The 13,021-nt window shown below is 72.6% G+C and carries 9 protein-coding genes; 4 read left to right on the top strand and 5 right to left on the bottom strand.

Annotated elements, in window-relative coordinates:
* Positions 1–122 precede the first annotated feature (122 nt).
* Positions 123–500, top strand: a complete 378-nt coding sequence (locus J5X75_RS05805) for a response regulator transcription factor (protein WP_208466251.1) — start codon at positions 123–125, stop codon at positions 498–500.
* Here J5X75_RS05805 and J5X75_RS05800 read toward each other — a convergent pair.
* Positions 494–2,680, bottom strand: coding sequence for a glycoside hydrolase family 3 C-terminal domain-containing protein (locus tag J5X75_RS05800; protein ID WP_208466250.1), 2,187 nt, complete (start codon positions 2,678–2,680; stop codon positions 494–496). The two genes, J5X75_RS05805 and J5X75_RS05800, sit on opposite strands and share 7 nt — an antisense overlap.
* 98 nt (positions 2,681–2,778) lie before the next feature.
* Between J5X75_RS05800 and J5X75_RS05795 the strand changes: the two genes are divergently transcribed.
* The gene (locus J5X75_RS05795) at positions 2,779–3,393 is read left to right on the top strand and encodes a TetR/AcrR family transcriptional regulator (RefSeq protein WP_307797939.1); all 615 of its coding nucleotides are present in this window, start codon (positions 2,779–2,781) and stop codon (positions 3,391–3,393) included.
* Here the strand turns inward: J5X75_RS05795 and J5X75_RS05790 are convergent.
* Positions 3,383–4,627 (bottom strand): NYN domain-containing protein, encoded by a 1,245-nt coding sequence (locus J5X75_RS05790; protein ID WP_208466249.1) that lies wholly within the window; start codon positions 4,625–4,627, stop codon positions 3,383–3,385. The two genes, J5X75_RS05795 and J5X75_RS05790, sit on opposite strands and share 11 nt — an antisense overlap.
* Before the next feature lie 95 nt (positions 4,628–4,722).
* On the opposite strand from J5X75_RS05790, the gene J5X75_RS05785 reads away from it, so the two are divergent.
* Positions 4,723–5,238, top strand: a complete 516-nt coding sequence (locus J5X75_RS05785) for a hypothetical protein (protein ID WP_208466248.1) — start codon at positions 4,723–4,725, stop codon at positions 5,236–5,238.
* Here the strand turns inward: J5X75_RS05785 and J5X75_RS05780 are convergent.
* The 3 genes from J5X75_RS05780 to J5X75_RS05770 form a co-directional block, all read right to left on the bottom strand.
* Positions 5,225–6,235, bottom strand: a complete 1,011-nt coding sequence (locus J5X75_RS05780) for a hypothetical protein (protein ID WP_208466247.1) — start codon at positions 6,233–6,235, stop codon at positions 5,225–5,227. The two genes, J5X75_RS05785 and J5X75_RS05780, sit on opposite strands and share 14 nt — an antisense overlap.
* Positions 6,236–6,237: 2 nt before the next feature.
* A complete protein-coding gene (locus J5X75_RS05775; RefSeq protein WP_208466246.1) occupies positions 6,238–7,299 on the bottom strand; it encodes an ATP-binding protein in 1,062 nt (353 codons plus the stop codon).
* 117 nt (positions 7,300–7,416) lie between these two features.
* A complete protein-coding gene (locus J5X75_RS05770; RefSeq protein ID WP_208466245.1) occupies positions 7,417–9,543 on the bottom strand; it encodes a sigma-70 family RNA polymerase sigma factor in 2,127 nt (708 codons plus the stop codon).
* A gap of 729 nt (positions 9,544–10,272) precedes the next feature.
* Here J5X75_RS05770 and J5X75_RS43975 point away from each other — a divergent pair.
* The gene (locus tag J5X75_RS43975) at positions 10,273–12,642 is read left to right on the top strand and encodes a DNA polymerase IV (protein ID WP_307797938.1); all 2,370 of its coding nucleotides are present in this window, start codon (positions 10,273–10,275) and stop codon (positions 12,640–12,642) included.
* The last annotated feature ends 379 nt before the right edge of the window (positions 12,643–13,021 follow it).

The following is a 13,021-nucleotide window of genomic DNA, read 5'->3' as shown; positions in this document are numbered from 1 at the left end:
CCGGATGCATTACCGGCGTACCCCGGTTGCGGGTGGGTTGCAGACCATATTTCCGAGACGAGCTTCATGACCCTTTTTATCGGTATATGTTGCGAGCGCAAGCCGAGGATCGGGGGAGCCGCGTGACGACCGTCCTGGTGGCCGACGACGACGCCGACATCCGTGAGCTGGTGGCCTTCAAGCTGGAACAGGCCGGGCTGGAGGTGCTCACGGTCGGCGACGGACAGGCGGCCGTGGACACGGCACGGGCCCGGCGCCCCACGCTGGCCGTGCTGGACGTCTCGATGCCGGGGCTCTCCGGCATCGACGTCTGCCGGAAGCTGCGGTCCGACCCGGCGACCGCCGGCACGCTGATCATCATGCTCACCGCCCGGGTCCAGGAGCAGGACGTGGAGGGCGGGCTCGGCGCCGGCGCCGACGACTACCTGACCAAGCCGTTCAGCCCGCGCGAGCTGGTCTCCCGGATCCAGGAGCTGCTCGCGCGGGCGGAACGTCAGTAGTTGGCCGCGGCCACCAGCTTCTCCAGGTCGCCGGCGCTCAGCGGACTGCCCGGGAACGCCGCCAGCCGCGCCAGCGGCAGGCTGGCCAGCATCATCAGCACCTCCTCGGTCATCGCCGGCAGCGGACCGTCGCCCGCCGCCTCGGCGAACGCCGCGCCCAGCACCTCGGCGCCGCGCGGGTCGGCGAACCACTCGCCGACACTCGACTCGGTGGTCAGCGGCACCCGGTCCGGGTCGCCGGGCACGTGCACGGTCACCGACGCCCGCACGTCCCGGGACGAGGCGCCCACCTCGATCAGGTACTCGCCGCCCTCGACGATCCACCGGCCCAGCCGGACGTCCCAGTAGGCCAGGTCGTCGCGGTCGACGGTCAGGACGACGTCGGCGGTCTCCCCGGCCGCGATCGGCACGCTGGCGAACGCCTTCAGCTCCCGCGGGGCCCGCCGCACCCGTGAGCCGGGCAGATTCACGTACACCTGCACCACCTCGCGCCCGTCGCGCGCGCCGGTGTTGGTCACCGGGACGCGGACCTCGACGCCGGTCGCCGTCGCGGTGGCGCGAGCCGCGCCGTAGCCGAAGGTGGTGTACGACAGCCCGAACCCGAACGGGTAGGCCACCTCCTGCTCGCGCGCGTCGAAGCCCCGGTACCCGATGTGCAGGCCCTCGCCGTACCGGACGTGGCCGTGCTCGCCCGGGAAGTCCAGGTGGGAGGGATGGTCGGCGAGCTTCACCGGGATCGTCTCGGCGAGCCGGCCGGACGGGTTGACCCGCCCGAACAGCACGTCGGCGAGGGCGCTGCCGGCGGCCTGACCGAGCAGCCAGCCCTCGACCAGGGCGGGCACCTTCCGGTCCCACGGCCGGGTGGCGACGACCGCGCCGTTGGAGAGCACCACGACGGTCCGCGGGTTGGCCGCCGCCACCCGCTCGATCAGCGTCACCTGGGTGGCCGGCAGGTCGATCGAGGTGCGGTCGGCGCCCTCGGTCTCGTGGACGCTGCCGACGAAGACGACCGCCACGTCGGCGGCCTTCGCGACCGCCACGGCCTCGGCCAGCAGGCCCTCGTCCGCGTCGCCCGCCACGGTGTAGCCGGCCGCGAACCGGACCTCGCCACCGGCCGCCGCGGTGATCTCGGTGAGCGCGTCGTCGAGCCGGGTCGGCGTGATCTGCGAGCTGCCACCGCCCTGGTAGCGCGGGGTCCGCGCGAACTCGCCGATCACCGCGAGCGTTGCCGGGGAGCCGAGCGGCAGCAGGTCGCCGTCGTTCTTCAGCAGGACGATCGCCCGTCCGGCGATCTCCCGGGCCAGCGCGTGGTGCGCTTCGGCGTCATAGCCGCCGGCCGGCCGCTTCCCGGCCTTCACGATCATTTCCCGTACGCGCTCCGCGCTCCGCCGCAGCAGGTCCGGGTCGAGGTCGCCGGACTCCACGGCCGCGACCAGAGCGGCGTCGCCGTCCGCGTCCGGCCCGGGCATGGTCAGGTCGAGCCCGGCCGCGACCGCCCGCACCCGGTCCACCACGGCGCCCCAGTCCGACACCACCAGGCCCTCGAAACCCCACTCGCCGCGCAGCACCTCGGTGAGCAGCCAGTGGTTCTCGCTCGCGTACACCCCGTTGATCCGGTTGTAGGCGCACATCACGGTCCACGGCTGGGCCTTCGTGACCACCCGCTGGAAGGCCCGCAGGTAGATCTCCCGCAGCGTGCGCTCGTCGACGTCGGCGCTGATCCGCATCCGCTCGGTCTCCTGGCTGTTCACCGCGAAGTGCTTCAGCGACGCGCCGACGCCCCGGCTCTGCAGGCCGCGCACCCACTCGGTGGCCAGCACCCCGGTCAGGATCGGGTCCTCGGAGAAGTACTCGAAGTTGCGGCCGCCCAGCGGGGTGCGCTTGAGGTTGACGCCCGGCCCGAGCAGCACCGCCACGTCCTGTGCCCGGCACTCGTCGCCGAGCGCCTCGCCCATCCGGCGCAGCAGCTCGGGATCCCAGGTGGAGGCGCTGGCCACGGCCGGCGGGAAGCAGGTGGCGGGCACCCCGGCCAGCAGATCGCCGTCGCCGGCCTGCATGCGCACCCCGTGCGGGCCATCGGTGACGGTCACCGCGGGGATGCCCGCGGACTCGACCGGCGCGGTGTGCCAGAAGTCGCCGCCACTGGTGATCGCCGCCTGCTCCGCGGTGCCGAGGTCCATCGCCGTCCACCTTACTGAGTACCTACTAGGTATCAATTGACCCGTAACATAGCCAGGTCAGAGGTGGTCCGGCAAGAGGTTGCTGATAGGAAAGAGCAGTGCAGACCTCCCCACCGTTCCGGCGTGACCGCGCCCGGTTACCAGCCGCCGAGCGGCGCCGGCAGATCCTCGAGATGACCACGAGACTGATCGCCGAGCGCGGCTTCTGGGGGCTGTCCATGCAGGACGTCGCCGACGGCTGCGGCCTCACCGTGCCCGGCATGCTGCACCACGTCGGCTCCAAGGACAGCCTGCTCGTGGCGGTCCTGGAATACCGCGACGAGGAGGACGCCCGCTCGCTGGCCGGGAAGCTCGGCCTGCCCGTGCACCAGCTCTGGGCCGAGGAGCCGCGCCGCGTCACCCTGCCCGAGGTCTGCTCCGCGCTGGTGCGCCGCAACGCCGAACAGCCCGAGATCGTCCGGCTCTTCGCGGTGCTGGAGGCCGAGTCGCTGGCCCCCGGCCACCCGGCGCACGGCTACTTCAAGGCCCGGCAGCGGCGCACGCTGGACCAGTTCGCCGCCCTGGCCGAGGGCGACGTGCCCGGCCCGCGCGAGCTGGCCGTCCAGGTGGTCGCCCTGATGGACGGCCTCCAGATCCAGTGGCTGCGCGAGCCGGAGACGATCGACCTGGTCACCGCGTGGGACGCGGCGGCGGCCCGTCTGTTCAGGCCTTAGGGTCCGGCGCCCCGAGCCAGGAACGGACCTCGGCGCACTCCTCCTCGGTCAGGGCGATCGCGGCGGCCTCCGCCCGGTTCAGCACGTTGTCGGCGAACGCCGACGCGATCTCCTCGGCGTCCGGCGGCGGCTGCCGGTAGAGCGGGGCGCCGCCGAACGCGGTCCCCCGGGTGACGAACGCGATCGCCGACCGGCTCACGTCCACCCCCTGCCCGGCCAGCGCGTCGCGGGCCCAGCGGGTCGCCTCGGTGAGGTTGAAATGGTGGCCGGCGGCGTAGTCGGCGAGCGCCCGGTAGACCGGCTGCCACATGTCCCGCGGCAGGCGCGGCAGGCCGAGCGGGGCGCTCAGCCGGACCACCGGCTCCGGCGCGGAACCGGCCCCGCCCGCGGTCTCCGGCGGCCCGTGCCGGCTGTCGTCCCACACGAAGTGGTTGGAGAACTTGGCGTGCGGCAGCCGCAGGCTCTCCAGTGCCCGGACGAACCCGCCGAACCCGAACCAGTTCGACTCGTCCACCCCGGTGCCCAGCTGACGGCGCAGGTCGTGCGCGAGCGAGGCCAGGTTGAGCGGGCCCGGCGCCGCCGTGAACCGCCAGGTGACCAGATCCCGGAACTGCTCGAAGGAGGCCGGCGCCTCGGGCTCGCCGGGCGCCGACACCACCACCGGCTGCTCCTCGCTCTCCACCGGCTCGCCCTGCACCAGCTCCAGCAGCTCCTGACTGGTGATCAGCCGGTCGGCCACCGAGGTGAAGGCGAGCGCGGCGTCGGCCGGGGAGACGATCGTGGTCCGCCGGTCGGCCCGCCGCAGCCGCACCAGCAGCGGTGTCATGTCCGAGTCGCCGGACGCGATCACGAACTCGTCGTGCTGCACCGGATCGCCGAGCGCGTCCACCGCGTCGACCACCATCCGGATGTCGGCCGCGTTCTTCGTGTGGGTCAGCCGCGGGCAGTCGATCACCTCGAAGCCGGCGTTCACGAAGTACGGCCGGAAGCGCGAGTAGTAGAGCCGCTGCATCCCGGCGGCCGGATCGGGGTGCGGCACCCAGCCGCCCGGATTCATGTAGCACCGCAGGATGAGCCAGCGGCGTGGACCGTCCACGGTCAACGACGTGGTCAGCCGGGACAGCCAGGCGCCCGGCTCCTCGGCGAACTGGATGGCGACATCCGGGTCCTGCCTGATGAGAGCGCTGAACACGTTGTCGAAGTCCAGATACAGTGCGGCGCGTACGCGAGCCATGACCGAAACCTACCCCGCGTCGCACAACACGGGCGGCAGGGCCGCCCCGGAACACGGTTGACTCCGGTCGAAGCCCTGACGATCGGAGTCAAGCGTTGCAGCTCGCCCAGGTCCTCGACGTGATCGAGGCGCTGTTCCGGGCCGCGGCCCACCCGGAGATCGAGGCGGTGGAACGCTTCGGCGCGGGCATCGCACCCGGCGGCCCGTCCCCGGCCGGCGTCCGCATCCGGTACGGCGACGGCGCGCTCGCGTACCTCTGGGGTGCGATCTGGCCGCAGGAGACCGACCTGCCGGTGCCGGACGTGCTCCCGCCGCCGGCGGGCCGCCGGCCGGACCGGGTCGCGGTGCTGGCCGTGATGCTGCTCGACGCCGCCCGCCCGGCCGCCTTCCGCTCCTGGCGGCTCGTCGCGCTGGCCGACCTGGGACCCGGCGGGGAACGCGGGAAGGCGCCGCGCGGCGTGCGGATCGTCTGCGCCGACGGCACCTCGATGCTGCTGCGGGCCACCGCGGCCGGCGGCCCGGACCGCGCCCCCGAGCAGGAGCCGTATCCGGACTACCGGATCCCCGACGGGATCGGCGCGGGCCTCCCCACCGGCGTCAGCGCAGGCTGAACACCTCGCCGCGCGGGGTGAACGGCAGGCGGGCGCCGCGCGGCACGAGGTAGGCGTGCGGGCGCCGGATCCGCAGCACGTCGCACTCGCCGTCGGTGATCACCAGGATCGGGCCCTCCCGGGGGAAGTCGTCCGCGCGTTCCAGCAGGTCGATCGCCGGCTGGAGGCGGGTGCCGCCACGGCCGCGCACCCGCACCCGGCCGGCGATGCCGTCGACCGGCAGGTAACCGGCGTCGTACGCGGCCGCGTCGCAGAACACCACCCGGGCGGCCGGCACGTCCCGGGCGGTGGCGTACGACGCGATCGCTCCCAGCGCCCTGCCCATCAGCTGACGGCCCATCGAGCCGGAGGTGTCCACCACCACCCCGAACGTGTGCTTGCGGACCAGCTCCTCCGGGTGACGGCGGCCGGGACGCGGGATGTCCGGCACCCCGGCCATGGCGGCCGCCGACAGACCCGACGCGAACCGTTCCGGCCAGGACGGCTCCGCCCCCGGCCGGAACCGGACCGGGGTGGGATCCAGGTCCGGGGGACCGGCGAACCCGTCCGGCACCCCCTCGCGGCGCCAGCGGGCGGCCAGCGCGGCCTCCTCCGTCACCGGCAGCAGCTGCGGCAGCGGGTCCGGCTCACGGCCCAGCTTCACGGCCCGCTGGAACCGGGTCACCGCCACGCAGGCCGCCGCCCGGAACGCGGCGTCGTGCTCGACCGCCGGATCGAGGTGGTCGAAACCCAGATGCAGCAGGCAGTGCGCGAGCACCCAGCGCCACTCCTCCGCGTCGAGGCGGCGCGCCCGGCTCGCCGTGATCCGGCCGTCCATCGTGACCCGAGCGATCCCCGGGATCGGCTCGGCGACCAGCGTCAGCGACACGTTCGAGTGCGGGTAAAGGCGGCCCCGGATCATCGGCCCGAACAGCGGACTCGCACGCAGCTCCTGCCATGCGAGCTCGCAGGCGAGCGTGTTCGGATCGGACTCCGCCGGCAGGGGTGCGCGGACCATGCCTACGCCCGGGCCGCGACCAGGCGCGGCAGGTCGCGGCTCACCTCGACGAGGAACCAGCCGGGTAGCACCGGGTTACCGTCGCCGTCCGGCGCGATCACCAGACGGCCGCACTCCAGGGACAACTCGGCCAGCTCGACCAGCATCGCCTTGGCCCGGTGCGCGAACCGGCGCACGTTAGCCGAGACATGCGTCTTGTTCGCCGGCAGGTCCTTGATCAACCGGGCCCGGAACGCCTCGGCGAGGAAGTAGAGCAGATCCCGGTCGGACGGCGCGGACGGCCAGCCGACATCGCCGCGGACGATCGCGTCCAGCCCGTACCGATGCCGAATGATCTTGACGTATCCGCCGAAGGCGGTAGCGTGCGCCGGGCTGAGCGTGCCCGCCGCGAGCAGGGTGAGCATCTCCTCGCTGAGGCCGTCCCCATAGGAGTGCAGGGCATCGGAGAGCATGTGCCAGCTGCGCGGCGTGGAGAACGCCTCCTCCACCTTGGGCGGCGCGGACCACAGGTGATCCGGGCGTTCGGTCAGGTAACCGGTCACCCACGGGTGGATGCCGGCGCCCGTCGCCCACTCCAGCCAGTCCGTCCAAGAAGCCCGAAGATGTACGTGGATCAGACGGTTGACCAGCGCAGACGCCATCGGGCGGGCAAGCGCGTTGTCGCTGGACCGGTTGCCCGCGCCGATCACGATCGACCCGGCCGGCAGCTCGAAGTCGCCGATCCGGCGGTCCAGGATCAGCGAGTAGAACGCCTTCTGCACCTCCGGGCTCGACGCGTTCAGCTCGTCCAGGAACAGGCAGTACGGCTGGTCGCGGGCGATCGACTCGGGCGGCGCGAACCGGCTGCGCCCGTCCCGCAGCTCCGGCACGCCGATCAGGTCCTCGGCGGCCAGCTGGGTGCCGACCAGGGTGACGCACTCCAGGCCCAGCGCGGCCGCGAAATCACGGACCAGCGAACTCTTGCCGATCCCGGGCGCGCCCCACAGGAAGACCGGCCGCACGACGGCCACGTGGAGCAGCAGGCCGGGCAGCTGGGCGGGAGTGACCGTGATCGCGGAGTGCATGGCGGACAGTCTGGCCCGCCCCGGTCCGGCGGGGCATGCGATTTACGGGCCGCTCATCCGGCTTCTTTCCTGGGCCGCTCATCGGGCCCTTTTCCTGAGCCGCTCAGCGGGCTCTTCTTATGAGCCGCTCATCGAGGCTCCGACGCCGTTGCCGGTGCTCAGATAGTCGGTGCCGGGCAGCTTGGCGGCCGCCGTCCGGGCGCCCTCGGCGACCGCCGGATCCACCGACCGGAACGTCGCCTCGGAGAAACCGGACACCTGCCAGCTGTTGCCGGTCGGCTTGGCGGCCGCCGACAGCCCCTGCTCACCCCGCTCGTTGCCGATCGCGGCGTTGTTGCGCAGCACGGCCGGGGCGGTGGTGATCGCGAAACCCAGCCCGGTGTTCCGGAACGCCGTGTTGTTGCCCAGCTCGATCGCCCCGGTGTTGCCCTCGTCGACGAAGCCGTGACCGTCGTTGCCCCAGGCCGCGTTGTGCCGGACCTGGTGCGCCGCGCTCACCGCCGGAGTGCCGCCACCCACCGCGAAACCGTTCGCCCCGTTGGCGTACGACCAGTTGTACTGCACCGAGACCCGGCTGTCGAAGGCGCCCAGATTGATCCCGTCGCCACCGTTGCGGAACGACCGGTTGCCGCGCAGCCGGTTGCCGTCGCCGTCACCGAACTGCACCGCCAGCCCGGAGCCCCGGTTCGCGTAGAAGTCGCTGTCCAGCACCTGGTTGGCGGCCGTCCCCGGGTCCCGCAGCATGATCCCGGTGCCGCCGTTGTCGTGCACCGACAGCCGCAGGTAGACGTTGTCCCTACAGGACAGGCAGGTGTAGGCGGCGTCCGGCGCACCGGTGATCTCCAGGTCCCGCATCGTCCAGTACGACGACCGCTGGGTGATCGCCCACTTGTCGGCCGGGACCGCCGAGGCGTCGATGACGGCCCGCTCGCCGCCGTACCCGCTGATCGTCACCCGCTTCTCCGCGGTGCCGCTCGTGCTGATCGTGATCGGGCTCGTCAGGCGGTGGGTGCCACCGCGCAACGCGATCGTCTGGCCCGGCCGCACCGTCGCCACCGCCTTCGCGATCGAGGCGTACGGGCGGGCCAGGCTGCCGTCGCCGTCGTCCGAACCGCCCGGCGACACGTAGATGTCCGCCTTCGGCACGCCCAGCCCGGCGACCGGGCGCGCGGTGGCGGCGGCCGACGGCGCTTCCGAGACGGCCGGGGCGGCGGGCCGCGACGCCGCGGCCGTCCCCGGGGCCGAGGTGATCGTCAGCGACGGGCCGAGGGCCGCGGGCCGCTCCGGCTCGTAGACCACGGCGTACGTCAGGCCGCCCCCGACCGCGACGGTGGCCGCCACCGCGGCCGCCGCCAGGCCCTTGTGCGAGGCCAGCGACTGCACGTGGGCGACCAGCGAGACACCGGACAGCGCGGACGGCGCGACCGCCGCGCCGCCCGCCGCCGCGGCCTGGATCCCGGCCCACAGCGCCACCGGCACCGGCAGCGCCGCGATGCCCAGCAGCAGCCGCTCCGGCGTGACCATCCCGCCCTGGTGGACGCGGCACCTCGGGCAGTCCCGCACGTGCCGGGCCAGGCGCTTGCGCCACACCGAATCGGCGGTGCCGTCCCAGAACCGGATCGTCTGCTGCAACTCCGGGCAGAGCGGCTTGGCGCGCAGCGCGCGGACCACCCCGCGGGACAGGTCGAGCTGCGCCTTCATCCGCTGCACCCGGACCGCGGCGTGCTTCGGGTTCAGCTCCAGGGCGGCGGCCAGCTCGGCCCGGGTCAGGTCGCCGCGGGCCTCCTGCCACCACAGCCCCAGCAGCTCCCGGTCGCGGTCCTCCAGCCAGCGGGTCGCCTCGGCCAGCTCCCGCCGCTGCTCGGCCACCACCAGCTCGGCGGTGGTGCGCTCGGCGAAGTCGCCGACCGGGTCCGGCACGTCCACCGGCTCCGGGTGGCGGCGCAGCAGGGTCATCTTGCGGGAGCGCAGATGCATGTGGACACGGCGGTACGCGATCGCCACCAGCCATGATCGGAAACGGTCGGGATCGCGGAGGGATCCGAGCCCGTTGATCGCCTGGAGCATGGTGTCCTGCACCAGATCGTCGACATCCGGATGCCCGTTCAGCGCCCGGCCGACGATGTTGTAGATCAGCGAGAGGTGACCGGTGATCAGCTGGTCACGGGCGGCGGAACGGCCCCGCTGGGCATCACGAACCAGCGCCGCGATGTCCTGTGCGAACGCAGTCTGACTCTCCGTCACCGTCCCGCTTCCTTCGTCGAGGTGGCCCTCCGAAGACCTGCAAATATCGAAGCCTGTGCCTGTGGTTTCTCGGGTGCGTGCCCGCTAGCTGCGACAATGTCCGTCCACTTGCAATCGAGCCGTATCGTGGCACAGCTTTTCGGAGCCTGTAAAGCTCGGTCCCGCGAGTTTTTGTTATCGCTCCCATGGCGGGGCATCTACTCTCCGCCACCGTTCCCCGGAGGTGGCGGACAGGAGACCCCCATGCCCGGACGAGCCGCCGCCACCCCTCACCCCGTCACCGTTCTCGCCGCCCCGGTTGCCTCCGCCGCCGTCGCCTCTCACCGCCGTTGCCCCTCACCGCCGTCGCTCCCCACCGCCGTTGCCCCTCACCGCCGTTGCCCCTCACCGCCGTTGCCCCTCACACCGTTGCCCCTCACCGTCGTCGCTCCCGACCGCCGTCACCCCTCACCGCCGTTGCCCCTCACCGCTGTCCTTGGCGTCCCCGCCGCCGGTTCCGGCCGGTCATGGGTGCAGTTTCGAGCGCCTCCGAGACAGTGCCCATGGTCAGCCGGGCAAGATCCACCACAGTGCACGACCACCTGATGCGGACGGCCCCGGGCCGGGGGCTCCTCAAGGCCGGGTTCCTTCATCGCGGTTGAGTTCTCTCCGCGCCGGGCGCTTTCCGGGACGGGCTCTCTTTCGCCGGGACTCGGCGGGAATGTCGTACCCGGCGCATAGTCTGCGATCGTGAGGGCGGAGCCGAGCATCCTGCACGTCGACCTCGACGCGATGTTCGCCGCGGTCGAGCAGCGCGACAAGGTGTCGCTGCGCGGGCGGCCGGTGATCGTCGGCGGCGTGGCCGGGCGTGGCGTGGTGGCAACCGCGTCGTATGAGGCCCGGGTTTTCGGCGCCCGCTCGGCCATGCCGATGGCCCAGGCCCGGCGGCTCTGCCCACCCGGCACCGCGTATCTGTCGCCACGATTCACGGCCTACAAGAAGACCAGCACGGTCGTCATGAGGCTGCTCCAGACCGTGTCCCCGCTGGTCGAGCAGGTCTCCATCGACGAGGCTTATGTCGACCTCGCCGCCGCCGATCACGATCTCAGCCCGTCCGGGGTGACCGCGCTCGCCCTCCGCCTGAAAGCGGAGATCGCCGAGGCCACCGGCGGCGTCACCGGTTCGATCGGCGCCGCCTCCAGCAAGCTCCTCGCCAAGATCGGCTCCGACCTGCACAAGCCGGACGGGCTGACCGTCGTCGCCCCCGGCGAGGAGCTGGCCTTCCTGCACCCACTGCCGGTCAACCGCCTCGGCGGCGTCGGCCCGGCCACCGAGCAGCGCCTGCACCGCTCCGGCGTCCGCACGATCGGCGACCTGGCCACCGTCGCGCTGGACGACCTGGTCGACTGGTTCGGCACCGCCCACGGGACGGGCCTCTACCGCCTGGCCCGGGGCGACGACAGCCGCCCGGTGATCAGCGAGCGCGAGGCCAAGTCGATCTCCGCCGAGGAAACCTTCGACGTCGACCTCACCGATCCGGCCCAGCTCAACCGCGAACTGGACCTGCTCTCCGCCCGCGTCGCCGGCCGCCTCCGCAGCAGCGGCCTGACCGGCCGGACCGTCAACATCAAGGTCCGCTCCCCGGATTTCACCACGGTGACCCGCGCCTTCACCCGAGATCAGCCCACCGACGACGGCCGCCTACTGGCCCAGCTGGCCCGCCGCCTCCTCGCCGAGGTCAACACCTCCGGCGGCGTCCGCCTCCTGGGCGTAGGCGTCTCCACCCTGGCCGACTTCGCCCAGGACGACCTCTTCTCCGCGGCCGCCCTACCACCCACCCCACCCGTTCACCCGCCCGCACCAGCACCCGCGCCCGCACCAGCGCCGGCACCGGCATCCCCTCCGGCGCCCGCGCCCGCGCCCGCACCGGCATCCCCTCCTGCGCCGGCGCCCGCGCCCGCACCGGCATCCCCTCCAGCGCCCGCGCCGGCACCGGCACCCGCGCCAGCACAGGCACCCGCGCCATTACAGGCACCCGCGCCCGCGCCCGCGCCAGCACAAGCACCCGCGCCCGCGCCCGCGCCGGCGCGGGCGCGGGCGCCGGCACCAGCACCAGCTGCCCCAACGGCACCGCCACCCGCCGTATCGGTGGCCCACAGCCCACCCGGCTCCGCTGCTTATCCCGCCGTCGGTTCCGCCCCTGAATCCGTTGCCGATTCGTCTGCGCGCTCGGCTGCCGGTTCATCTCCGGATCTCCTGTCCGGTTCTGCTGCTGGGTTCGTTGCTGATTCGTCTGCGGGCTCGGCTGCCGGTGCCGTTGCGGATCTCCCGCTCGGTACCGCTGTTCATCCTTCCGCCGGTTCCGCGGCTCAGCTCTCAGCCAGCTCGGCTGCTCAACCTGCTGTTGGTTCCGGTGCTGAGCCCGCTGCCGGCTTCGCTGCTCAGGCTGATGCCGATTCCTCTGGTCCCCTCGCAGCCGGGTTCACCGGCCGGCTCGGCGAGGAGTCTGCTGCTGGTTCCCCTGTTCCTCTTGCAGCCGGGTTCACCGGTCGGTCCGGCGATGGGTCTGCTGCCGGTTCTCCGGTCCAAGGGGCTGCCGCCGGGGCCGTTGCGCAACGTGATTTCGGGTCTATCGCCGAAGCCGTCGCCGAATCTGTTGATCAACCTGTATCACCCGCTGATCGGTCCGGTGAGTCGGTTGCCGTCCCGCCCGCAACCCGTCCCGGCGAGCCCCCTGATCCCTTCGCCGTGGGCCTCGCTGATTCGATGGCATCCGCCCCCAGCGCTCCGGCGGCCTTGACGAATCCCGCTTCCGCCGGGTCGCCACCCGCCCACTTCTCCAGCGTGGCCGATGCTCCTACCGATGTCGGCCCGGCCGCCGACGACCACGGCACCCAGGGCGACGTGGTGGCCCCGGCACCCGTCTGGCGGCCTGGTCAGGATGTCCGGCACGACGATCACGGGGCTGGCTGGGTGTGGGGGAGCGGCCTGGGCCGGGTCACCATCCGTTTCGAAGGCCCGCACACGCCCCCGGGCCCCGTCCGCACCTTCGCCGTCGACGATCCGCATCTGCATCCCGCCGACCCACCCGACTGGACCCTGCCGCCGACCACCCCTTGAGCCGCAGCCCGTGGAGGTTTCGCGATTCGGCGAGCAACTGATCGTTCACGGCACGGGGAAGCGTAGGTGTGGCTCATCGCCGCCCCTTTGACCCCCGGTTCGCGGATCTTGGACGTTTTCCCACCGAGCGCGGTGGTCGGTCGTCCAAGATCCGTGGGGTGTCGGAGTGAGGTGCCTTCCGTCTGCCGCTTGGTTCGGGGATCTTGGGCGTTTTGCCGCCGAGTGTGGTGGTCGATCGTCCAAGGTCTGGGGGATGTGGGGCTGGGGGCGGTTCCCGGCTGTGTCTGGTCGGCGGATCTTGGACGTTTTGCCACCGACTGCGGTGGTCGATCGTCCAAGATCCGTGGGGTGTCGGAGTGAGGTGCCTTCCGTCTGCCGC

This window comes from Actinoplanes flavus, from assembly GCF_017592555.1.
GTDB lineage: Bacteria > Actinomycetota > Actinomycetes > Mycobacteriales > Micromonosporaceae > Actinoplanes > Actinoplanes flavus.
The sequence above is the reverse complement of the archived record's forward strand: the minus strand, read 5'-3'. Positions and strand labels throughout refer to the sequence as shown.

Bases quoted from the DNA above. Each gene is read 5' to 3' on its own strand.
- J5X75_RS05800 (WP_208466250.1), bottom strand. From the start codon at position 2,680: ATGGACCTCGGCACCGCGGAGCAGGCGGCGATCACCAGTGGCGGCGAC.
- J5X75_RS05790 (WP_208466249.1), bottom strand. From the start codon at position 4,627: ATGGCTCGCGTACGCGCCGCACTGTATCTGGACTTCGACAACGTGTTC.
- J5X75_RS05780 (WP_208466247.1), bottom strand. From the start codon at position 6,235: ATGGTCCGCGCACCCCTGCCGGCGGAGTCCGATCCGAACACGCTCGCC.
- J5X75_RS05775 (WP_208466246.1), bottom strand. From the start codon at position 7,299: ATGCACTCCGCGATCACGGTCACTCCCGCCCAGCTGCCCGGCCTGCTG.